General features: G+C 39.3%; 22 protein-coding genes. 17 read left to right on the top strand and 5 right to left on the bottom strand.

Going from position 1 to position 23,730, the window contains the following annotated elements; all coding sequences use genetic code 11:
• The first annotated feature begins 80 nt into the window (after positions 1–80).
• From AC3WTB_RS09875 to AC3WTB_RS09850, 6 genes are all read left to right on the top strand, one after another.
• The gene (locus tag AC3WTB_RS09875) at positions 81–1,247 is read left to right on the top strand and encodes an MFS transporter (protein WP_492333665.1); all 1,167 of its coding nucleotides are present in this window, start codon (positions 81–83) and stop codon (positions 1,245–1,247) included.
• 66 nt (positions 1,248–1,313) lie between these two features.
• Complete coding sequence (locus tag AC3WTB_RS09870; protein WP_492333664.1) at positions 1,314–2,162, top strand: MBL fold metallo-hydrolase; 849 nt, start codon at positions 1,314–1,316, stop codon at positions 2,160–2,162.
• A 149-nt stretch (positions 2,163–2,311) separates the two neighbouring features.
• Positions 2,312–2,902 carry a Crp/Fnr family transcriptional regulator gene (locus AC3WTB_RS09865; RefSeq protein WP_039182796.1) on the top strand — a complete coding sequence of 197 codons (591 nt, stop codon included), beginning with the start codon at positions 2,312–2,314 and terminating at the stop codon, positions 2,900–2,902.
• Positions 2,903–2,972: 70 nt separating this feature from the next.
• On the top strand, positions 2,973–3,314 hold the full coding sequence (locus tag AC3WTB_RS09860) for a darcynin family protein (protein ID WP_039183409.1): 342 nt from the start codon (positions 2,973–2,975) through the stop codon (positions 3,312–3,314).
• A 102-nt stretch (positions 3,315–3,416) separates the two neighbouring features.
• Complete coding sequence (locus AC3WTB_RS09855) at positions 3,417–3,923, top strand: LURP-one-related/scramblase family protein (protein WP_144493786.1); 507 nt, start codon at positions 3,417–3,419, stop codon at positions 3,921–3,923.
• Between the two features lie 8 nt (positions 3,924–3,931).
• Positions 3,932–4,807 carry a LysR family transcriptional regulator gene (locus tag AC3WTB_RS09850; RefSeq protein WP_492333663.1) on the top strand — a complete coding sequence of 292 codons (876 nt, stop codon included), beginning with the start codon at positions 3,932–3,934 and terminating at the stop codon, positions 4,805–4,807.
• Between the two features lie 39 nt (positions 4,808–4,846).
• Here the strand turns inward: AC3WTB_RS09850 and AC3WTB_RS09845 are convergent, their stop codons facing one another.
• Positions 4,847–5,743 (bottom strand): PhzF family phenazine biosynthesis protein, encoded by an 897-nt coding sequence (locus AC3WTB_RS09845; RefSeq protein ID WP_268501880.1) that lies wholly within the window; start codon positions 5,741–5,743, stop codon positions 4,847–4,849.
• 241 nt (positions 5,744–5,984) lie between these two features.
• Between AC3WTB_RS09845 and AC3WTB_RS09840 the strand changes: the two genes are divergently transcribed.
• Together AC3WTB_RS09840 and AC3WTB_RS09835 are read left to right on the top strand one after the other, a co-directional pair.
• A complete protein-coding gene (locus AC3WTB_RS09840; protein WP_492333662.1) occupies positions 5,985–8,168 on the top strand; it encodes a hypothetical protein in 2,184 nt (727 codons plus the stop codon).
• Positions 8,169–8,322: 154 nt separating this feature from the next.
• Complete coding sequence (locus AC3WTB_RS09835) at positions 8,323–9,282, top strand: hypothetical protein (RefSeq protein ID WP_492333689.1); 960 nt, start codon at positions 8,323–8,325, stop codon at positions 9,280–9,282.
• Between the two features lie 50 nt (positions 9,283–9,332).
• Here AC3WTB_RS09835 and AC3WTB_RS09830 read toward each other — a convergent pair whose 3' ends face one another.
• Positions 9,333–10,043 carry a GntR family transcriptional regulator gene (locus AC3WTB_RS09830; RefSeq protein WP_039182781.1) on the bottom strand — a complete coding sequence of 237 codons (711 nt, stop codon included), beginning with the start codon at positions 10,041–10,043 and terminating at the stop codon, positions 9,333–9,335.
• A 155-nt stretch (positions 10,044–10,198) separates the two neighbouring features.
• Between AC3WTB_RS09830 and AC3WTB_RS09825 the strand changes: the two genes are divergently transcribed.
• The 4 genes from AC3WTB_RS09825 to AC3WTB_RS09810 all read left to right on the top strand — a co-directional run bounded on the left by AC3WTB_RS09825 (position 10,199) and on the right by AC3WTB_RS09810 (position 16,051).
• The gene (locus tag AC3WTB_RS09825) at positions 10,199–12,097 is read left to right on the top strand and encodes a beta-glucoside-specific PTS transporter subunit IIABC (protein ID WP_058838372.1); all 1,899 of its coding nucleotides are present in this window, start codon (positions 10,199–10,201) and stop codon (positions 12,095–12,097) included.
• 9 nt (positions 12,098–12,106) lie between these two features.
• On the top strand, positions 12,107–13,546 hold the full coding sequence (gene bglA, locus AC3WTB_RS09820) for a 6-phospho-beta-glucosidase BglA (RefSeq protein WP_133744906.1): 1,440 nt from the start codon (positions 12,107–12,109) through the stop codon (positions 13,544–13,546).
• Positions 13,547–13,920: 374 nt separating this feature from the next.
• On the top strand, positions 13,921–15,156 hold the full coding sequence (locus tag AC3WTB_RS09815) for a TerD family protein (protein WP_151284964.1): 1,236 nt from the start codon (positions 13,921–13,923) through the stop codon (positions 15,154–15,156).
• A 118-nt stretch (positions 15,157–15,274) separates the two neighbouring features.
• Positions 15,275–16,051, top strand: coding sequence for a family 1 glycosylhydrolase (locus AC3WTB_RS09810; RefSeq protein ID WP_461199773.1), 777 nt, complete (start codon positions 15,275–15,277; stop codon positions 16,049–16,051).
• A gap of 81 nt (positions 16,052–16,132) precedes the next feature.
• On the opposite strand, the gene AC3WTB_RS09805 is transcribed toward AC3WTB_RS09810, so the two are convergent.
• A complete protein-coding gene (locus tag AC3WTB_RS09805; RefSeq protein WP_251180873.1) occupies positions 16,133–17,029 on the bottom strand; it encodes a LysR family transcriptional regulator in 897 nt (298 codons plus the stop codon).
• A gap of 132 nt (positions 17,030–17,161) precedes the next feature.
• Between AC3WTB_RS09805 and AC3WTB_RS09800 the strand changes: the two genes are divergently transcribed.
• The 4 genes from AC3WTB_RS09800 (at position 17,162) to AC3WTB_RS09785 (ending at position 20,197) form a co-directional block, all read left to right on the top strand.
• Complete coding sequence (locus AC3WTB_RS09800) at positions 17,162–17,731, top strand: non-oxidative hydroxyarylic acid decarboxylases subunit B (RefSeq protein WP_126682551.1); 570 nt, start codon at positions 17,162–17,164, stop codon at positions 17,729–17,731.
• A 225-nt stretch (positions 17,732–17,956) separates the two neighbouring features.
• A complete protein-coding gene (locus tag AC3WTB_RS09795; RefSeq protein ID WP_047202078.1) occupies positions 17,957–19,384 on the top strand; it encodes a non-oxidative hydroxyarylic acid decarboxylases subunit C in 1,428 nt (475 codons plus the stop codon).
• Positions 19,384–19,608, top strand: coding sequence for a non-oxidative hydroxyarylic acid decarboxylases subunit D (locus tag AC3WTB_RS09790; protein ID WP_047202077.1), 225 nt, complete (start codon positions 19,384–19,386; stop codon positions 19,606–19,608). The genes AC3WTB_RS09795 and AC3WTB_RS09790 overlap by 1 nt, the downstream gene beginning before the upstream one ends.
• Positions 19,609–19,735: 127 nt before the next feature.
• Positions 19,736–20,197 (top strand): pyridoxamine 5'-phosphate oxidase family protein, encoded by a 462-nt coding sequence (locus AC3WTB_RS09785; RefSeq protein ID WP_099663852.1) that lies wholly within the window; start codon positions 19,736–19,738, stop codon positions 20,195–20,197.
• Positions 20,198–20,237: 40 nt separating this feature from the next.
• On the opposite strand, the gene AC3WTB_RS09780 is transcribed toward AC3WTB_RS09785, so the two are convergent.
• Positions 20,238–21,698 carry an aldehyde dehydrogenase family protein gene (locus AC3WTB_RS09780; RefSeq protein WP_330545782.1) on the bottom strand — a complete coding sequence of 487 codons (1,461 nt, stop codon included), beginning with the start codon at positions 21,696–21,698 and terminating at the stop codon, positions 20,238–20,240.
• A gap of 181 nt (positions 21,699–21,879) precedes the next feature.
• The gene (locus tag AC3WTB_RS09775) at positions 21,880–22,968 is read right to left on the bottom strand and encodes an NAD(P)-dependent alcohol dehydrogenase (protein ID WP_224931089.1); all 1,089 of its coding nucleotides are present in this window, start codon (positions 22,966–22,968) and stop codon (positions 21,880–21,882) included.
• 245 nt (positions 22,969–23,213) lie between these two features.
• Here AC3WTB_RS09775 and AC3WTB_RS09770 point away from each other — a divergent pair, with 245 nt between their 5' ends.
• A complete protein-coding gene (locus tag AC3WTB_RS09770; protein ID WP_330545827.1) occupies positions 23,214–23,690 on the top strand; it encodes a YxiF family protein in 477 nt (158 codons plus the stop codon).
• The last annotated feature ends 40 nt before the right edge of the window (positions 23,691–23,730 follow it).

Below are 23,730 nucleotides of genomic sequence, written 5' to 3'. Positions count from 1 at the left end.
TTATCGTAATATGTTTTTTTGTCCATACATATTAACAATTCTAGATATGTGAATGTATTATATATAAGGAGTGATCTATATTGTCAAACACTGTAAAGATTTACATTTTAGCTATTGTCAGTTTTTTAGTTGGTACATCAGAGTATATCATCTCTGGCATTTTGGATAATATTTCTGAATCATTAGGGATTACGATAGCTGCAGCTGGCCAGTTAATTACGATTTTTTCTCTTGTGTATGCCATCTTCACCCCAGTATTAATGGCTTTAACATCGGGAATGAATAAACGCAAGTTAATGTTATTTTCACTTAGCGTTTTTATTCTAGGTAATATTCTTGCATTCGTCCTCCCTGGGTATCAATTATTTATTGTGTCAAGAATTATTATGGCTCTTGGAGCGGGGATGGTCGTAGTTACTGCATTAACAATTGCTGAAAAAATTGCACCAAAAGGTAAGCAAGGTACCGCTATTGCTACAGTAGTAATGGGATTTACAGCATCATTGATCATTGGAGTCCCACTGGGCAGAATGACTAGTGATTTCTTCGGTTGGAAAGCTGTATTTGGAGGAATAGCCTTACTCGGATTATTAGCCATGGTGATCATTTCTCTTACGATTCCAAAAATCCAAGGGGATAAACCTGTACCTTTAATTCAACAACTCGCTCTTTTTAAAAAACCAAAAGTAGTGTTAGGATTAGCCATCACCTTTTTCTGGCTAGGTGGTTATTCAATTGCCTACACCTATCTATCCCCTTACCTTTTAAATATATCGGGTGTAAGCAGCAAATTGCTGAGTGGAGTTCTCCTTGTATTCGGGATTGCTAGTCTAGTTGGGTCAAAGTTTGGTGGATTTAGTACCGATCGATGGGGTGTGAATTTTACTCTGATTAGTGGAATGGCATTACATGTCATCATGCTCATATTGCTCTCACTAGTTACGCATTCTTATGTTGGAGTATTACTCATTTTAATATTATGGTCATTTGCTGCATGGTCTTCTGGCCCGACTCAACAATATCACTTAGCTACAATGGAGCCAGAGTCATCAGGTATACTATTAGGTCTCAATCAGTCAATGATGCAATTGGCGATGGCTGCAGGTGCAGCTATTGGAGGTATCTTTGTAGAGAGGGTTTCTCTATCTTCCGTTACTTGGGCAGGTGCTTTAGGCGTTGCAATCGCGATCATTGTAACAATATTGGCTTCGCGTGCTACTTCGAGTAAAGAAATTCGATATACTTAAACAGTAGAACGATGGGAAAAAACGTGATTCAATTTAAAAAATAATGACAGAAAGTAGGAAGCACCTTTGCACTCAATTAAAAAAATAGGTCAGAGTTTTTGGTACATCACACCAGTAGCACTTACTGACCGCCCCATCCTAGGCATGATCGTAGGCAATAACAAAACATTAATGATCGATGCAGGCAATTCAGAAGATCATGCGAACTATTTTATCCAGAAAACTTTTAAACACGAGAACGCCAAGCCAGATATGGTTGTCCTCACGCATTGGCATTGGGATCATATCTTTGGTCTGCCTGCGCTGCCTGATACGGTTTCAATTGCTTCTGCAAAGACAAGAAAGGAAATGGAGGAGCTTGTTCCGTTTTCGTGGTCAGATGAGGCGATTGATGAGCGGGTGAGGGAAGGAACGGAGATTGAGTTTTGCGCGAAGGCCATTAAAGAAGAATATAAGAATCATCGAGAAATTCAGGTGGTTTTACCGGATGTGACGTTTGACCGTCGGATAGAGATTGATCTTGGCGGGGTCACTTGCATCGTGCAGCATGTTGGAGGCGACCATGCGGCAGATTCCGTGATCGTGTATGTGAAAGAAGAGAAAATCCTTTTTCTTGGTGATTGCATTTATCCGAAAATGTATGCCGAAAAAGTTCATTATACGGTGAAAGAAATATTGCGTCTTTTAGATGAGTTAGATGCTTTTGATGCCGATACGTATATTCCTTCACACCAAAGACCGTGGACAAAAGAGGAGTTTCGTCAGGAAACAGACAAACTTCGGATGATAGCGAAATTCACTGATCAATGTGGTGGAGATAAGCAGAAAATCACGAAAGAATATCAACATTACGTGAACAGAGAACTGAAAGAAGATGAATTAGAAACTATTGCTTACTTTGTAAATGGGTATTAAATCATAACTAAAAAAAGTCTCATTTGAGTGATTTCCCTCAAACGAGACTTTTTTTGCATCACGTATTGTGACAGACTTATTTTTAGCATTGATAATAAAAACAATCCCCAAGTAGGCTTGAGTTTTCCTTATTAGGAGGTAAAAAACAGATGGACAAAATAACTGACCCATACGACACTTTCAAAACCAAAATATCCAAATATCCAATCGAACAAAATCATTGGCAAGCCTTCAAAGATGGAACAACAATTAAACAATTAAAAGCGGGTACATGCATGGTCAAGGCTGGCGATCTTGTGAAACACGCTTATTTCTGCATAACGGGGCTCTTCCGTCTCTTCTATTTGTTACCGGATGGAAGGGAGTACAACGTGGCTTTTACGTTGGAAGATGATTTTGCTACTTCTTATGCAAGTATGATCAACAGGCAGCCTTCTCCTTATTCGATTGAAGCGATGGAGGATTCTATTGTGATTGAAATTCCGTATGATCTGCTTCAAATGTTGATGGATAGAAGTCATATGTGGGAGCGGTTTGTTCGGGTTAGTGTAGAGAGGCTGTATACGAGAAAGGAAGAGCGTGAGAGGGAACTGCTTTATTTGCCAGCAATTGAGCGATATCAGGCGTTTTTATTGAAATATCCCGGGTTACATCAACGTATCGCTCAATATCATATTGCCTCATATATTGGTATTTCTCCGGTTTCGTTGAGCAGGCTGCTCCATCCTGCTGAACATTAACCTATGTTAATGCACAATCTCTAGATCTGACGTACAATCATCACATCATAGAAGAATCGGGGGTATGATGATGAAATATATGATGGTTGTTTTATTAGAGTTCTACCCATCTTGGCTTGCTTTACCACGAGAGGAGCGCAGAACCCATGCGGCTTCGCTGCAAGAGTTGATGCAGAAATATGAGGAACATGTGACGGTGCGCTTTTTTGATGCTGAAGCTCTTCCAGGTAAAGATTACACAGATTTTGTGATGTGTGAAACGGAAGACCTGAAGTTCTATCATTTTATGTGGGAAGAGATTAGGGATTCTATTCCTTACACAAGTGGTTATGTCAAAATTAAAGAAGTCATCATGGGAATGGAAAATGCTTTTCAAACATATGAAAAAGAGTCTCTGAAAATGGATCAGTAATCGAAAACCACCTGATAGCAGGTGGTTTTTTGTACATTCTATTTTTTGGTATAATCAGAGGTAATGTAAGAACGGAATTTTTGAACTGAATCGGAGGTACATATGAAACAGCTTTATATGAAACAAAAAATATTTAGTCTGAGCGGCAGGTTTACGGTAAAGGATCAGCAGGAGGACGATGTGTATGTGGTCGAAGGCAGCTTTATGAAGATGCCAAAGACGTTTACCATTTTGAATACAGAACGAGATGAAATCGCTGTGATTACGAAGAAAATGTTTACCTTTTTACCGAAGTTTTTAGTAGAAGTTGATGGTCAAGAGGTATTGACGATTAAAAAAGAGTTTACGTTTTTTAAAGCAAAATATTCAATTGATGCTGCTGGGATTGAAGTACAAGGTAACTGGTGGGATATGAATTTCCAGGTGCTCCAGAACGGCGAAGTGATCGGTCAGGTGAAGAAGGAATGGTTTACTTGGGGTGACAGCTATAAGGTTGATATTTTGAAAGAAGAAATGGAGCCTGTGATGATTGCGCTCGTTGTTGCGATTGATTGTGTGAAAGCTGATGAAGCAGCGTCTAGGTCTTCGTCGTCGGCCACGACGAATTAATAAGTGAGGTGAGCACACTGATCACATTCCAATACAAAGTATTTCTAACAGTCGTCGAATGCGGCAGTTTTACAAAAGCCGGGGAGAAGCTTGGGCTGACGCAGTCTGGGGTGAGTCATAATATTGCAAAGCTTGAGTCGGAACTCGGGATTGTGCTGCTTCGACGGAATCGAAACGGGCTGTCGTTGACAGACGCAGGTGAGCGGGTGATGCCTCATATCCGGCAAATCTTGCATCATGCGGCATTGCTTGAGCAGGAGGCGGCGCTAATTCAAGGGATGGAAGTGGGGAGCATCAAGATTGGGACATTTCCTAGTTTTTCTTCAAATGTTCTACCACGCCTTATTCACCGTTTTACGCAATGCTATCCGCATATCAAGCTGGAGTTATATGAAGGCGGTTATGAGGAGATTGAGGAATGGATCGCTTCAGGCACGGTTGATGTTGGTTTTTTAACGCAGTCATCGAGGGAATTCGAGACCATTCCACTTTTTCAAGATGAATTGGTGGTGCTCATACAAGAGAATCATCGCTTTCATACGAAGAATGTGATCGAAGTTGATTCATTACATGATGAAGCCTTTATCATGCCGAAAGCGGGCTGCGACATACTCGTCAAGAAGCTGTTAAAAGAAAGAGGCGGCGTGAAGCCTCATGTTTTGTTTGAAATTGAAGACAACAATACGCTCATTTCTATGGTGCAAGAAGGGCTTGGGGTCACGATTATTCCAAAATTAGTGTTACCGCCGCACATACCTCATACGAAAGTCATTCCACTGGAGACGAGCGTCTTTCGTGAGGTCAACTTGGCGCTCAAATCGTTCAAAGCAGCTTCCCCATCGACCAAGAGGTGGATCGAAACGGTCAAAAATCATTTTAAATAGAATCAGCTTGAACAGGAAGTCCCCATTCAAGCTGGTGTTTTATAAAGACAACACGCCGCGGATCGTGATGACAGCTGCGCCTGCCACTTTGATCACCGGCTTTGATTCATTTGGAATGACTGTGATACGAAGCAAGCCAGGTCTGCCGATGGCATCGCCTTGGGCAATGTTCAGGTGAGTGATTTCTTGCTGAGAAATGATGCCCTCCAAATAAAGATATCCAGCCAATGCCCCGTTTGCTGCCCCCGTCACAGGATCTTCGGGTATACCAATCCCAGGTGCAAAATCTCTCGTATAAAGATCGCATTCTTTTGAGGTGTGGAACGTATAAAGGTGGGTTGTCGAGATGACATGCTCTTTATTCATTCTAGCTAAAGCCGCTAAGTTTGGTGCTGCTTGATCAATGTCCTGTTGGTCCTTCATCGGAACAAGCAGATGCCAGTTACCGGTGTTTGCTAATTTGATAGGAAAGGATGGATCAATGCGGTCAATGCTCACACCAAGCATGTCACTAAGCTCTTCTAAATCAATGACAAAATCTCGCGTCTTCGGTGTCACCTGAGTCATTTCCACATCAACGACCTTGCCATTTTCTTCGTGCCATACGACAGGAACCTTGCCGATCTTTGTTTCTAACACGACCCCTGATCTCTCTTTAGCCAGCCCTAGCTCCGTCGCCAGAAGCCAAGTCAATCCAACAGTCGCATGCCCGCAAAAATTGACCTCTTCCGTCGGCGTGAAGTATTTGACCCGATAATCGGCTTCCTTATCATGGGCAGGCAGCAAGAAGACGGATTCCGGTAAATTCAACTCCTTGGCGATGCTCTGCATGTCATCTTCTGTTAAAAACTCACCATCCAACACCACCCCAGCGGCATTTCCTCCAAATTTCTCAGTTGTAAACGCATCAACATGATACACTCTAATGTCTCTCATCTGACGAACCCTCCTATACATTTTTGTTACGTTTATCATAAGTTTGTTTGATGCATTCGTAAAATGAATCTTTTTGATGTTTTAAATCGGAGATGTTCATGTAAGAGAGGAGGTTCACTGTACCTATTAAATTGGTAGTTTGATAAGTCTTTAGTCATGTTATTAACTCTTGTATCTATACTAGATGAAATGTATAATATTTGTATATAAAAACATTAATAGGAAAAGTGAGGATATATTTATGAAAATGGTCCTGAAATTAGTAGCTTCTATTCTATGTGTGATGATGTTGAGTTTTCATATACAAGAAAGTGTGAGTGCCACAGAGGGTGGAACGAAAACAACGGTTGATCGTTATCAATATGGTGATAATTATCTGACAGGTAAAACAGCGCCAAACGCAATCGTTGCATTCGTAGATTGGGGTGTTCCGAGTAACTGGAAATCTAAATATATGCACTACGCAAAAGCAGATAGTAATGGAAACTTTAAGTTGTTTTCTTGGAACATTAGTTCAGGTCAAACGGCGGAGTTAGATACGTATGACCAAAATGGGACAATGCTTTCTTCAAACAAAGTGTATGTTTTCAAGGAATCTTTTAGCTCATTAGATCCGATATATGATACTTCTCAGGAGTTAACTGGGAAAACTGTGAAGAACACAAAAGTAGAGGTCATGAAAGATGGCAAAGTAATTGCCTCAGGCACATTCAATGATGCCATTCATTTGAAGCTGCCTGCCCTAAGTGCAGGGACATTCCTAACAGTGAAAATGACGACTGGCAGCAATATCGACGTTTACAAAAAAATTGTGAATCCTAAGAAAATCTCACTTATTCCTACGACAAAATGGTCTAAATCAGTGAAAGGCCAAACGGGAATTCCTTATGCAAAGATCGTCTTTAAAAATCAAAAATCAAGTGACATCATTCAATCGATGACTGCAGATGGTGATGGCAACTTTGAGTTGAATTTAGACAAAAACACAATAAAGTCATTAAATCAAAGTAAATTTCAAGTGTTGGAACCTTCTTATGATAATGCTTTGTATGAGACCACTTTCCAACTGAGATCAACCGCTCCGACTATTGATCCTTTTACTCAGCTTTCAACTTCAGTGGGCGGAACTGCAACTCCTGAAAGTATGATCAATATTTTAGATGGAGAGGGAAGAGTCATTGGGGAAGGTCAGACAGACTCTAATGGCGTCTATGATGTTCCTGTTTCAAAGTTAATCGGTGGTGACTTCATTACAGTCAAGTCGTTCATGGCTGATAATCCGAGTGAAACGGATCAATCTCAGGAAGATGTACAGAAAGTTTTTGTGGAAGAAATCGATGATTCAAGTGAGACCATTAATGGCATGAGTACGTTTGGCGATCAAGCTATTGTAGAGGTGCAATCTGATTCAGCGAATAACACAATAAAAGCAATGTCGAAACTCAGCGCTAGCACAACGAAAAAGAAATTTGGACCATTCAACATTACGCCGGGCAAAGATTTTAAATTGAAAACGGGAAAATTACAACAAGGATCTAAAGTAACAATCACGTTGCAAAGTGGAAAGAGAAAGGTCGCCTTGCCAGCCTTCACCGTCAAAAAAGTCGTCACATCTCCACTTCTAGCATCTCAAGTAAAGGTGGCGAACAATAAAGGGAAAAACGATACGGTGACGATAAAAGGAATCAAAAAGCAATCAGTCATCAAAATATTTAAACCAGCCTCTGGCGGTAAAGAGATAGCCCAGCAGACTGCTTCAAGTTCGAACATGGCAATTTCCATCAAACAATTGGGTCAAACAAGTGGAACGCTTTATATCAGTATAAAAGAGCCTGGTTTAAAAGAGGGAAATCGAGTACCAATTCGTTATCAGGGTGAAAAGTCAGAGGCTTTAAAAGCCAGCCAAGTCAAAATCAATAATCTTAAAAATAAAAATGACATCATTACAGTGAGTAAATTGAAGAAAAAAGATGTAATTAAAGTCTACTCAACAAGCGGGAAATTACTAGCTGCATCAAAACCAGCTACCAGCTCGTCCATCAAATTGTACGTTAAACAAGTTGGGACTAAGAGCGGTAAAGTGTATATCACGCGTAGCAGCGATAAGATGCTGGAAAGCGGAAAGCAAACCATTTCTTTTAAAGGTGAGCCGTCTGCTTCGTTAAAAAGCAACCAAATCAACATTGTGAACAACAAAAAGAAAAAAGACGTGGTTACGGTCAGTAAACTCACCAATCAAGATGTTGTCAAAATCTATCATTCTTCGGGAAAGCTTATTGGGAAGTCAACAGCTACTAAAGGCAAAGTTGTAAAAGTCACTTTTAAACAACTAGGCGCTAAGGGAGGAAAACTCTACTTCACCGTCACTGGGAAAGGCATGTCGGAAAGTAGTAAAACGGTAAAGGCGTTTAAAGCTGAAAAGTAGAGTTTAATGATCATTTAAAAAAAATCGTCATTCATTTCTATGGTGACGATTTTATTTTTAAAAGCCAAACGATATAAATTCCAATGATAGGAGAGTGTTTATATTGAAAAAATTGCAGTGTTTTATCCTAACGGCTGTCATCTTTTGCTGCAGTATGTGGTCCGTGACTGTTCAGGCACAATCCGGATATTTCAACACATATACAACGTATTCTGCAATGTCCGGTTCTGGGTTCTACACTTCTATGCAAGGGATGGCTGTAGATCGTAATAATAATATGATTTATGCTGCAAAAATAAATACGTCAAATCACTTGACGCAATTGTACGCTATTAAAATGAACAGCTCTTCAAGCAATAGAATTGTTAAGCTCCTTAAAAACTCTGACACCAACAGTACTAGTAATGACTTAGGACATGCTAATGACTTAGCTGTGAAAGCTCAAAAAGGTGATGAGCAAGTTAGCTTATATGTAGCGCCTATGGCCGATGGTGTAAAGTATGTAAAAAAGATAGTGAAGTTAAGTGTGAACACGAAGAAAAATACGTACAAAGTGGCTAAATCCTATGTCCTTCAGTACCAAGGGGCGAATTTATCAATTAGCGGCATCACATATTCTGTTGGAGCGGACAAGTTTATTGTCAGGTCTGGCAATCGCTTTTTTATTGGGAATTTTAATGACCAAAAAGGACAATTTGAATATGAGGCAACGTTTACATTAAATTATACGAAAGCGATTGTAAATCAATCAGTGGTGGATGTTTCTAAGTACATTCTTCAAGGCATTTCTTTCTATCAAGGAACATTATATGTACCATTATCTAAGCCAGACTCCAATGGAGGGGCTTCTAATGTGAGTGTCATTCTCACATATCCATTAAATATCAATCAAATCCTGAAAGAGCAAAAGGAAACACCTGCAAAAGATTTTTCAAAAGAGTTGTTTACTAGAAAAGACCTTTCATTTCGAATTACGAGCAGTGCATTTACTCTTTTTGAAATAGAAGCTGTTGATTTTGATGACGGAACGTTATATTTTAATACAAATCGCGGGAAGAAAGGCACACAAGAAGATATGATCGCGACGTTCAATGATTATAACTATTACAAGTGATAGGTTATTTGCAAAAAGCCCCTCAGTTTATGAGGGGCTTTTTCCGTCCATCACCCATAATAATTATTGGCTTGAATAAAAAATTGGGATTGTGTGTAGTTATATGTGATTTTCGAAAAGTCGAAGGGCTGGCCGTTTGTGAGGTGAAAGACCGTCTCGACGCGGAGGGCGGGATCGTCTTGTTTGAGGCCGAGGTGCGTCGCTTCGGTTTCATTCAATTTGCCTACTTGTAAGTACATATCGGAGAAACCGACTTTGAGCCCCAAACCTTCACTGACGAATTTAAAAACAGAATCGGCGGCAATTTCTGTGTTGAGATAAGGAATAATCGTTTTTCGGTAATAGGATTCTTCTAAACATAAGGTTTGTCCGTTGATGTAACGAATGCGTTTAAGGTAAAAAACATCTTCATCTTGTTCAATGTTCAAATTAAGTGCAGCTTCTTCGGACGGTTTGATGGTGTCTAGCATTAAAACCTCTGATGTCAGTTGAAATTCCTCTAAGTCTTTTTTAAACCCTTGGTTGGATAAAAGGCTGATGTATCCCTTGCGCCGGTGTCTTCGAACAAAGATGCCGCTGCCCCTCACTTGATAGATAATTCCTTTTTTTTCGAGTAATTCTAACGATTTGATAATGGTACTTTTGCTCACAGCAAATTGACTCATGAGTGTTTCGAGTACAGGGAGCTTATCTCCTTGTTGCATCTCATGGGTGACAATATATTTTTCAATATCGCTCGCAATTTGTTGATACTTTAACATGGCTATTCCTCTTTGTTTTCACGATTTATTGTCTTTGTATTATAGCACATACCTAATTTCCTTTGATATGCTATCTAAAATTATATATGTATTGATAAATTGTACCGGTATAATTATAATGTACATATACTAGTAGTGATAAAGGGGGGTTTTATATGTCAAAAGTGAGGGACTATCAAAAGCTTGCAGAAGACATCTTAGAGGCAGTTGGCGGAGAAGAAAATGTGGTGAGTGCTGCAAGATGCGCCACGCGGCTGCGTTTGGTCTTGAAACGTTCGAATCCAAAGGCAAAGGAAGCAGTCAATGCGATGCCTGGCGTCATTACCGTGGTGGAAAATGGCGGTCAATTTCAGGTCGTTATCGGTCAGCATGTTGGTGAGGTATATGAGCATTTTTCAAGCCTTGTTCAGCTGCAGCCGTCTGATGATGATCAGCCAAATGAAAACAAGGGAACGGTGCTGAACCGTGTCATCGCGACCATGTCTGCTGTGTTTGCGCCATTTGTGTATATTTTGGCAGCAGCAGGTATTTTACAAGGTGCACTTATCCTCATTAATTTATTATTTCCAAGCTTCTCGAAAACGGGAACGTATGAAGTCTTTAGCTTTATTTCATGGGCGCCGTTTACGTTTTTGCCTATCTTTATCGCCATCACAGCAGCCAAGCATTTTAAAACGAATATGTATATCGCCGTAGCGTGTACAGCAGCGCTTGTCAGTCCAGCTTGGACGGAGATTGCTGGACGCGTGGCATCAGGGGAAGGCGTTACTTTTTTAGGCATAGCGTTATCTGAAACGGTTTATACGTCATCTGTTTTGCCGCCGCTATTCTTGGTATGGATCCTTTCATATGTAGAGAGATTTTTAAACAAACGCATTCACGAGGTGGTCAAACCGTTATTTGTCCCATTTATCTGCATGGTTGTCATGGTTCCGTTAACGATTCTATTAATTGGTCCTCTTTCGACAGCCGGTGCAAATGGGATTGCAAACGGATACAATGTTTTAGCGGAAAATGTCCCAGCTTTAGCAGGTGCTATTATCGGAGGATTCTGGCAAGTGCTTGTCATTTTCGGTGTTCATTGGGGCATCACACCAATGGTGCTCGCCAACTTTGAACAATATGGACGTGACTCCTTCCAGGCATATCAAACCATCGCTGTTATCGCTCAGGTCGGCGCAGTGTTAGGGGTTATTTTAAAAGCAAGAAACCGCGAAACACGAAAAGTCGGGGTTTCAGCGGGAATCACGGGTCTCTTTGGAATTACTGAGCCTGCGATTTATGGGGTTACCCTGCGTTTCAAAAAACCATTTATTTTCGGATGTATATCTGGAGCGGTCGGTGCCATTGCTGCCAGCTTCTTTACGCCTTATTACTTTGCGTATGCAGGTTTGCCTGGTCCACTGACGATTGTAAACGGAATTAGTTCAGATTATCCAACATCAATTATCGGCATATTGATTGGTGTCGCAATTGCGCTGATCTTACCAGTTGTGCTTATTCAAATGTTTGGTTATGGGGAAGATACAGTGGAACAGACAGCCGGTGCAACGTCTGATAAAGAGCAAGTTGGAGAAAAAATGAATGCTTCGATGAATAATGAAGAGACCATTCCTGCACCGCTTGCAGGGAAAGTGATCCCGTTATCTGAAGTGCCAGATGCCGTATTTAGCTCGGGGGCGATGGGCAAAGGGTTTGCGATTGAACCGACAGACAACAAGCTGTATGCACCGTTTGACGGCAGTGTCGTCATGCTTGCGCCAACAAAGCATGCGATTGGACTGCGTTCAGAATTCGGGGTGGAGTTACTAGTTCATGTAGGAATTGATACGGTTTCCCTAGATGGCTCAGCATTTACTCTGCATATCAAAGAAGGCAGTAAGGTGAAGAAGGGTGACTTGTTGATGACATTTGATCAAGAAGCCATTGAAAGCAAAGGATTAAAAACAATCACACCAGTCATCATCACCAATACACAAGCGTACGAAGATGTGATTGTAGAAGAACAATCGACATGTCAGCCAACAGACGTCATGATCACAATTGTGAAATAGGAGGAATGAATAATGACATTACCAAAAGATTTTCTATGGGGCGGAGCATTAGCTGCACATCAATTTGAAGGTGGATGGAATGAAGCAGGAAAAGGCCCAAGTGTTGTAGATGTGATGACAGCAGGTGCTCACGGAGTACCGAGACAAATAACTGAAACGATAGAAGAAGATAAATTTTATCCGAACCATGAAGCGATCGATTTCTACCATCGTTATAAGGAAGATATCGCAATGTTTGCCGAAATGGGTTTAAAATGTTTACGTACATCGATTGGCTGGAGCCGGATTTTCCCTAAGGGAGATGAAGCAGAACCGAATGAAGCAGGGTTACAATTCTATGATGATGTATTTGATGAACTGCTCAAGCATGGCATCGAGCCTGTGATTACGCTGTCTCATTTTGAGATGCCGCTCCATTTAGCAAGAGAGTACGGCGGGTTCCGCAGCCGAAAAGTCGCTGAGTATTTCGCGAAATTCGCAGAAGTATGCTTCAATCGATACAAAGACAAGGTCACATACTGGATGACATTTAATGAAATCAATAACAAAATGGATGTCAACAACCCGCTGTTCCTTTGGACAAATTCAGGGGTTTCAGTCAAAGAAGGCGAAAATGCCAAAGAAGTCATGTATCAAGCAGGACATCATGAATTACTTGCAAGTGCATGGGCAGTAGCCAAAGGAAAAGAAATTAATCCTGCTTTCCAAATTGGAGCGATGGTGTCTCACGTGCCAATCTATCCATATTCCTCAAACCCTGAGGATGTCATGCTGGCAGAGGAATATATGAGACAGCGCTATTTCTTCCCAGATGTACAGGTGCGCGGCTACTATCCGAGCTATGCATTAAAAGAATTCGAACGCGAAGGCTATCACATTCCATTTGAAAAAGGAGATGAAGAAAGCTTAAGAAAAGGGAAAGTGGATTATCTAGGCTTTAGCTACTACATGTCGACAACGGTTAAAAGTGATACGGTGTCTGATCACAACGGAGACATTGTCAACGGAGCCCTGCCGCATGGTGTAGATAACCCTTATATCAAATCAAGTGACTGGGGCTGGTCCATTGACCCGACAGGCTTAAGATATACATTGAATCGTTTTTACGATCGCTATCAAATCCCGTTATTCATCGTAGAGAATGGATTTGGTGCGATAGATCAAGTGGAAGAAGACGGTTCTATTCACGATCCAGAAAGAATTCAATATCTCGCTTCTCATATCGAAGCACTGAAAAAAGCCATTGAATACGACGGTGTCGACCTTATTGGCTACACACCTTGGGGCATCATTGATATCGTGTCATTCACAACAGGCGAAATGAAAAAACGCTACGGTATGATCTACGTTGACCGCGACAACGAAGGAAACGGCTCAATGAAGCGCCTTAAAAAAGATTCGTTTACTTGGTATCAAAACGTCATCGCAACGAATGGTGAAGAAGTGTAATAAAGGAAAATAGAAGCCCGGACGAGCGTGGTATATGCTTGTTCGGGTTTTTCATTGTTTATGTTTTATTAATGCCTGAATACAAAGAAAAAAGAGAGTAATAGCGACAAAATAGTTCATTGGATTGTGAAAGATCTTAATGTTCAAGGAAATTTGAAGAAGAATCCAAAAACCGAATATCACCATAACAGCAGGAATGATTTTTTTATACACATTGATTCTCCTTTCGAGAGTAGTTTGTTTTTAATTGGCATTGTCTCATATCATGGCAGAGATTGAAATGAGATAAAGATATTAATAGGCTCTACTAAACCATTTGGTATAATTGATCTATAAAAGCGATAAATGGTAGATATAGAATAGGAGTTGTTGAAATGAATCAAACTCTGCAAATGGGTGCCAATACTGTACTAAACTCTCCAAAGGGACAAGTATCCATCAGTTATGAAGTATCATCTGCAATTGATATTTCTTTAACAGCGTTTCTCTTAACAGATTCAGATCTAGTTCAAGGAGATCATGGCATTATTTTTTACAATCAGCCGGAGAGTGCCACGGGTGTCGCGACACTTTTACCAGCAGAGATATCAGGTCAGTTGAAAAGGCATCAATTGAATTTTGATATGAGCAAAGTGCCTGCTGGAATCACAAAGGTGGCGATTACACTAACAGAGGATCAAGGAATTGGTTTTTCTCAAGTGAAGAATCTGCAAGCAGAAATTCAAACAGGCGATGAGGTACTATACCTTACACCAGTAAGCTTTACAAATGAAAAGGGTATTGTCGTAGTAGAGCTATATATCAGAAATGGTGAAACGAAAGCACGATCCATCTGGCGTGGCTTCGATTCTGGATTAGAAGGGTTATGTCAGCTTTTTGGGGTAGATGTTGAACCTGATGAACAGGATGTTTCTACACCTCCTCAAATGACTTCTGAAAAACTAATTGATGAGCCTGCTCCAATGAAGCCAGCTGCTAAAGAGAAAGTCGCTGCACCAATTAGCTTAGAGAAAGTTCAAGGTAAAATTAGTCTAGACAAAGGTCATAAACCGATCATCATTGAAAAAACGCCTGAGATTACAGCTACAGTATCCTGGGAGTCTGGAACCGATTATGATATTTATGCATTGGTTTATACAAAGTCAGGAAAACAAATAGATGTGGCCATGTTTGGCGCAAAAGGTGTTCCTGCTCTCAAAAGTTACGGTAACGGGGCTGTAGAGCATATGGGAGATGTCGGTAGAGACCGTGAATTGATGAAAACAGAAGTCATTAAATTACGGTTAAATGACGATATTCTTGCTATCGTTCCGGTTGTTTATTCTGCTCAATCAAACGGAACAGGTTCCTTTTATAGATATAGGGTATCTATGAGTATCGATAATCACCAAGGAACGTCTGTGACAATTCATGCCAAACATGCGAATGATAATGATCGGATTTATTCTTGTGTGCCGGGTATGCTTCAAAATACAAATGATGGTGTGATCATCCGTCCGCTAGAGCTTTACAGCAAACCAAATTCCGAGCGCAGGCCTAAATTAAAAATGAAGTCTTCTAATGAAATTGATGTTTTGATGGATAAAGGACCAATCAATGATTATAAATAAAACGAATGTATGGCTAGACAGAGCAAAGTGCATTGTCTAGCTTATTTTATTGATCTTTAAATTGAAAACGTCATTTAGCCTATTTTTCCGTTTTGAAAGCCACCATAAAATAGACTTTATGATCAATAATGGAGGTGTTTTTGGGACACTGGATGATACAAACTTTGGCGGCGATACCTTTGTAGAAGAACACTTTTTAGACAACGCAGTACATATGGGCATCAAAAATGCCAAAAGCATTGTAAAAGATCAAAAAAAGGCACTGAAAACGATTTTTCAAGACATTGATGACCTCATTTCTCTAAAAGTATTTGATAGCCAAAACTTTGACGAAAAAATAGAAGATGCGGAAGATGAACGAAAAAAGACGGTCAAAGATCTAAGAGAGCTTGATCAAAATTTAAAAGATGAATATGCTTTGTCAGAAAGTGATACGGTGTCTGATCACAACGGAGCACTGCCTCATGGTGTAGATAACCCTTATATCAAATCAAGTGACTGGGGCTGGTCCATTGACCCGACAGGCTTAAGGTATACATTGAATCGTTTTTACGATCGCTATCAAATCCCGCTATTCATCGTCGAGAATGGATTTGGTGCCATTGATCAAGTGGAAGAAGACGGTTCTATTCACGATCCAGAACGAATTCAATATCTCGCTTCTCATATCGAGGCGCTGAAAAAGGCAATAGAATGCGACGGTGTTGACCTCATCGGCTACACACCTTGGGGCATCATTGATATCGTGTCATTCACAACAGGCGAAATGAAAAAACGCTACGGCATGATCTACGTTGACCGCGACAACGAAGGAAATGACTCAATGAAGCGCCTCAAAAAAGATTCGTTTACTTGGTATCAAAACGTCATCGGAACGAACGGTGAAGAAGTGTAAAGATAGGTAATAGAGAGCCGAATGAGCATGGTATCGCTTGTTCGGTTTTTTTTGTATGGAGTCACCCAGACTCCTCTATACTTAATAGTCGGTGTAGTTGCTCTGTTCCTCAAAAAACTTCAAAAACTCTTTTGTCGAAGCTGATAAGTAGCTATTTGATCTCCAAACTAATGAAGGATCTGAAATCCATGGATGATCTTGAATGGAGATCTTTTTAAATTCTTTCGTAAGTGGATGGTTGACCATGGATAAAGGTAAGATTGTCGCCCCGAATCCTTTTCTGACTAAACTGAATAACATAGCAGAGTCGTGACATTCACATAATATATTAGGCGTTAATTCTAACTGTTGAAATGTATCAACTATTTGATCAAATAATCCCACTCCCTCTGTTGGACGGAGTAATAAAAGCGGAATGTCAGAAAGTGTTTGTATGCTTATTTCTTTTTCATCTATCTTATATTCTTTAGGGACAACTAATACACAAGGATCTGTATACAAACTTTTCACTTTCATATCTTTTTTAGGAAAAGGTCCTCCTGTGATTGCAACATCAATTTGCCGATTATTCAATAATGTCATTAAGTGCGCAGAGTTTCCTTCCCAAATATTAAATTTAACATGCGAATGCTTTTTCCTAAATTCGGTAAGAGCTGAAAGTAAAATCGGTGCACAATAAATAGTAGAACCAATTGAAAGAGTTCCGCTTATTTCCTCACTAAATTCTTTAATTTCATGAATAGCATCCTCCATGCTATAAACTATTTCTCTAGCCTTTTTTAAAAATAGTTCTCCCTGAGCGGTTAGAGTGACTTTCTTCTTTTTATTCCTTTCAAATAAAACAACACCTAATTCATCTTCCATCATTTTTAATTGCCTGCTAAGTGGCGGCTGAGCCATATGCAGGGATTCTGCAGCTTTAGAGATTGTACCTTGTTCTGCAATGGCTATAAAATATCGCAGTTGTCGAATATCCATATGTCTTCTCCTGTCTTTTTATACTTTGTAAGTATTATATATAAACAATATGAATATTATCAATATATTAAACTGGAGAGTATACTTTATTTAGAGATATGAATCATTAATATTAAAGAAGGTGAAGCGTATATGAAGATTATTGTTGGAATGTCTGGTGCTACAGGAGCCATTTTTGGTATTCGTCTTCTAGAAATTCTCAAACACACAGATATTGAAACTCATTTGGTCATGTCTTCATGGGCAGCCGCAACCATAAATGTTGAGACATCTTACACAGTAAAGGATGTTGAAGAATTAGCTGATTTCACATATTCATATAAGGATTTAGGTGCGAAAATTTCAAGCGGATCTTTTAGAGTAGATGGAATGATTGTGGCACCTTGTAGTATGAAAACTCTTGCATCAATTCGAATGGGGCTGGCAGACAATCTTGTTACGCGAGCTGCTGATGTCATTTTAAAAGAGAGAAAAAAATTGTTATTGATGACCCGTGAAACACCTCTTAATGATATTCATCTTGAAAATATGTTGACATTATCAAGAATGGGATCTATCATTTTTCCTCCAATGCCTGCTTTTTATAATCATCCTCAACAGATTGATGATATTGTTAACCACATTGTTTACAGAGCCTTAGATCAGTTTGGTATTCAATTATCAGAAGCTAAGAGATGGGAAGGTATACAAAAAGCGAAGTAAGCTGATCAAAAGATGATTTGAGAGGCTTTTTCAATCTGGTTCGTCCTTTTAGGACGAACCTTTTGTATTTGATTTTCATGTTGAACTTCATTTTAGTTAAAAAGCATACCTTTAAGGTATATTTTAAATATTTAATAGATATTTTTAATATCATATGATGGGGCGTACAATGGTGATGTAAGGGAAAACACATCACATAAAAATTGCTGAATAGGAGGATTTCCCATGTCCTATAGAGATTTAAGAGAGTTTCTAGATTTACTAGAATCAGAAAATCAACTAGTTCGTATTAAGGATGAAGTCATGCCTGAACCAGATTTAAGCGCAATTGGCCGTTCTGCCCCGGATATGGAGAATGCACCAGCTGTTCTTGTAGAAAAAGTGAAAGGATATAAAACACCTGTTGTCCTAAATGTACACGGTTCATGGCAAAACCATGCCTTGATGCTTAACATGGACAAGAACACACCGGTTAAAGAACAGTTTTTTGAACTAGAAAGAATTTGGGATAGATATCCGATTAAACCTGTTTGGGTAGATAAAAAAGATGCACCAGTGAAAGAAGTTGTAATTGAGGAAGATATCAATTTATTTGATGTGCTGCCACTGTTTCGTATTAATGAATTCGATGCGGGCTTTTATCTTTCTAAAGCTCTTGTGGTTAGTAAGGATCCAAATAAGCCTGAAAGCTATGAGGAACAAAATGCCGGAACTTACCGTATTCAAGTAAAGGGTAAAGATAAAGTAGGCATTCAGCCACTTCCATTTCACGATATAGCGGTCCATCTAAAACATGCAGAAGAAAAAAATGAACCTTTACCAATTGCCATTTGTTTAGGTAACGATCCTGTCTTGAGCTTTATGGCGAGTACACCGATAGAATATGCTCAATCCGAATATGATTTTGCCGGAGCCTTAAAAGGAGAAGCAATTGAATTAACGAAAAGTGAGCAAGGTCAATTAGATATTCCAGCGAGAAGTGAGGTTGTTCTAGAGGGATACATTATGCCTCGTGAAAGAGAAATAGAAGGCCCATTTGGCGAATTTCCTGGAAGTTATTCAGGAGCACGTTTGCAGCCGATTGTAAAAATCACTAAAATCACTCACCGTCAAAATCCAATTTTTGAAAACTTATACTTAGGTATGCCATGGACGGAAATTGATTATTTAATGGCTTTAAATACAAGTTTACCATTGTATAAACAGTTAAAGCGTGACTTCCCAGAAGTTGAGGCAGTAAACGCAATGTATACACACGGTATAGGAACTATTGTATCGACAAAATCTCGTTTAGGTGGATACGGTAAGGCGGTTGCGATGAGGCTATTATCCACTCCTCACGGAATGCCTTATACGAAAATAGCGATTATCGTAGATGAATTCGTTGATCCGTTTAATTTAGAACAAGTGATGTGGGCATTAACCACTCGGGTACGTCCAGACAAAGATGTTTTCAAAATTCCATATGCACCTGGAATGCCATTAGATCCATCTTCTGACCCTGCTGGTATGCACACAAAACTAGTCATTGATGCGACAACTCCGATTGCACCTGATATTGCCCGAGATACTGAACTTTTGGCTACCCCAGAAAAAGCAGAAGAATGGTCTGCCATTCTCCGTGATTTAATAAAAAAGGGAGGAAATAAATAATGAAGTGTCCGAGATGTGAATCTGAAAAAGTAAGCTTATTAACAAAGTCTCCTGTTAAGGATGCTTGGGAAGTATATATTTGCGATACTTGTACCCTATCTTGGAGAAATACAGAAGGTCCTAATATCACAGACCCCGAAAAATATGATAAACGTTTCAAGTTGGATGCAACTAAATTTAAAGAGTTAGATCAAATTCCTCCAATCCCAAAGTTAATAGATTAATGTAAAAATAAGAAGATCTCTATATACCGCTTAGAGATCTTCTTATTTAGTAAAAAAAGTAACGATAGATTGTCTAATGAATCTTGGCTCAGTATCGTCTAATAGGTGAAGGTAAGGTGGTGTTAGCATGTGTAAAACGGAATTGTCTCCTGAGGTATTTGAATTCTTGAATGGAAAAAAGCTGTCAGATAAACAGCACGAAGCTATGATGTTAATGACTGTAGGAGAGGATGGCTGGCCACATAATGCGATGATTAGTGTGGGGGAAATTGTTGCATTAAACTGCCAAGAATTAAGAATTGGTTTATGGCCAAATACAACGACTACATCCAATATCATTCGTACACAGAAAGCGACTTTGGTAATGGTATGTCAAGGAAAGGTTCACTATATTAGACTGTTTTTGAAAAGGCTAGATAAGACGCCTGACAGCCATTATGTAAGAGAAAGATTCTCTGCTCAGGTTGTTTTAGCTAGGGAAGATGTAGCAAAATATGCACAAATAATCTCCGGCATCAACATCGACTTATTCAATGAGAAAGAAGTCATTGAACGCTGGGAACAAACAGTGAAAGAAATGAAAGAATAAGTAAAAGGGATGGCTTAGTTAAGCCCATCCCTTTTTTCTCTTAGAAAGGATATTTTCTTGGTTGATTTTGTACAGAAACCCATTGGACTCGGGTGAATTCTTCTAGAGCCCATTGGCCCCCGAAGCGACCAATTCCAGAAGCCTTTTCCCCGCCAAATGGCGCCAGGCTATCATCATTTACGCTTTGATCATTCACATGAGCCATTCCGCTTTCAATGCGTCTTGCTAATGTAATCCCTTTTTCAATATTCTCTGTAAAGATACCAGCGCTTAAACCATATTCACTGTCGTTTGCGATATGGATTGCTTCTTCCTCATTGTCAAAAGGAATGATAGAAACAACTGGACCAAATATCTCACTGCGTGCAATCTTCATGTCGTTATTGACATCTGCAAATACAAACGGTGTGATCAGATTTCCTTCTCTTTTTCCTTCTAACACTAATTTGGCACCTTCATTTTTTCCTTCTTCAATGATCGACATGACATGATCAGCTTGTTTCTCATTAATGAGAGGCCCAATCACTACAGAAGGATCTACGGGGTTCCCACATTTTAATGAAGCTGCTCTTGCAGTGTACTTTTCAATAAAGGTATCATAAAGATTACGATGAACGAGAATGCGATTAATAATCATACAAATTTGCCCTTGGTGTAAAAATTTACCGAAAATTGCAGCGTTTATCGCTTGGTCAATGTCTGCGTCTTCTAATACAATAAACGGATTGTTTCCACCAAGCTCTAAGGCTGTTCGTTTCAGGTTTTTCCCCGCAATTGAACCAATACGACGCCCAACGCCAGTTGAACCTGTAAAAGAGATGATTTTTGGAATGGGATGTTCGATAAATGAGTCTCCAATTTCTTTTGTATTGGTCAGGATTAAGTTGAAAACCCCTTTTGGCAGACCAGCGTCTTCAAACGCTTTTGCAATGACGACACCACCTGATAATGCTGTTTGCATGTCTGGTTTGTGTACAACTGAATTTCCTGTAGCAATTGCAACAGCAATAGAGCGCATAGATAAGTGAAGAGGAAAATTAAATGAACTGATAATACCAGCTACCCCTATAGGTGCTCGATAGACATAATTTGTTTTGTTTTCTATTAAAGCAGGAAGCTCTGATCTCTCTTCTAGTTGGTGTGGATAATCCATTGATTGTTTCAAAACATTCATGGTAGCTTCGAGTTCGATATTGGCTTTCACGAAGGAACTCCCTGCTTCTTTACAGAGCGTTTCTAGTATGTCATCCTTATGTTTTTCAAAGAACTGATATGCTTTTTCAAGCACGCTCACCTTTTTTGAAGCTGGTACTTTTCCCCAATGCTCTTGAGCTTCTTTTGCAGCTTGGTAGGCTGCGTGAATATCCTCTTCTGAAGCTATATGTACTTCAGTAATGACCTCTGAAGTATAAGGGTTATAAACTTTCTGAATTTTATTTGATGAACCTTTTCTCCATTGTCCATCAATATATTGATTTATTTTTTTTGCGAATAAATCCACAATGATTCCCCCTTGTGTCTATCAATTTCAGCCATTATTTAATTATAATGATGATATATTAAGAGGGGAAATATCCATTTTGTATAAAGAAAATACCTATTAAGTATCTTATTCCTCGAATTTTAATAGGATAGGATGAACAAAAGAACCTTCCAGAGTGGAAGGTTCTTTATTGTCATGTTCAGCTAATTTTCACAATCGGTTTTAAAACGGCACCAGATTTCGAATCAGCAAAGGCTTGGTTGATATCTTCGAATTCATAAAATTTCACTAGCTTATCAAATGGGAACAACCCTTTTTTATAGAAATCAATAAGCTTCGGAATGAATAACTTAGGAACTGCATCGCCTTCAATCACACCCATTAATGTCTTACCTTCAGCCATGATATCGTTATGGACATCAAACTCCATTTTTGGTGTGACTCCAACAACTGCGGACACACCTAGCGGCTTTAGAGCATGTAATGATTGACGAACAACAGGTGGTACACCCGTTGTTTCAACAGCATAATTAGTTCCACCGTTTGTTATTTTTTTAATTTCTTGTACAGCATCTACTTTTGCTCCATTAAAGACATCTGTAGCACCTAATTCCTTGGCAAGTGCTAATCGGTTTTCATGTACATCTATCGCAATGATTTGTTTACAGCCTGCAATTTTCGCAGCCATAATGGCACTTAATCCGACTGCTCCACAGCCATATACAGCAATTGTCGAACCAAATTCAGGTTTTAATTTATTTAAAACGGTTCCACTTCCTGTTTGGATTCCACAACCTAATGGTCCAAGAAGAGCCAAATCAACATCTTTCTCTACTTGAACGACATTTCGTTCGTTAACAACTGCATATGTGGCAAATGAAGATTGTCCAAAGAAAGTAGAAACTGCATGATTGTGTTTGTGTATTCTGTTTGTATGATCTTCCATCTTGCCATCAAAATTTAGTTCATTGAACCGCATACAGCTAGTAGGATGTGCAGCTAAACAGTTTTCACATTCTCCACAAGAAGCAAATGATAAGACAACATGATCTCCTTCTTTAACGGACTTGACACTATCTCCGACAGCTTCTACAATTCCAGCTCCTTCGTGGCCTAAAACTACAGGGAAGGGTGATAATCCCATATCGCGAGCGACAGCATCTGTATGACAAACTCCAGTTGCTACCACTTTAATTAATACTTCATTACTTTTTGGGTTTTCTAGCTTTAGTTGTTCAAATACAAAATCTTCACCTTGTTTTTCAATGACAGCCGCCTTAATTTCCATCATAAAGCCCCCTTTTATGAACTCTTCTTAATGTGAATTAAGAAATCAGAGAAATTATATGCTGTAACTGTTTAGATTACAAGTGATTGATTTCCGGTTAATTGACAAGAAGAGGGTGACGATGAAAGCGTGGTAAGGGTTGTACCCGTTTGAGAAAAAAGTCCTAATTTGAACAAATGGATTGTTTTATTAGATAATTCTTGTGATGATAGTATAAAAAAACAAGGATTGTTAAGTTGATTTTTATGAATAACAACAGAAAAACAAAAATCGAAACCTTAAAAAGAAAAAGCAGAAGAAAGCACTTAATGAACGAATTGAGCTACATGACACTTCCAGAACACCCCTTTTTAGATATCGAAGAAAATCAATTGTTTTGTCAGAAGGTGTTTGCTTTCCTTTATGCAAGAGAAAATAAGATTCAAATACATGGGGATAACTATCGAGAACATATAAAAAAATCTACACAAATGTTAAAGGAATTGGTCAAGAATGCAGAACGTTATCCCAAAGAAGCTAGAATCATGTTTTTTCGAGAGCATGAAATTGAAGCTCTTTTAGTAAACGTGAACGAAGTGTTTAGCCATTTAAGCCAGCTTCTTGAGCAAACGAAATTTTCAATTGGATATGGAGATTTTATGTTAGTCACAGAGGATCTTCATTTTGGATTATGCATTGAACGGACGGAATATTTTTATGAGTTAAGTACTTGGGGACTTTAAGTTTAGACGGTCTTTATTAGAAAGAGCATGACAATACCAT

Source organism: Bacillus sp. EB106-04-04-XG123, from assembly GCF_058791855.1.
Note: the sequence above shows the minus strand (reverse complement) of the source record. Positions and strands in the feature narration are given on the sequence as shown.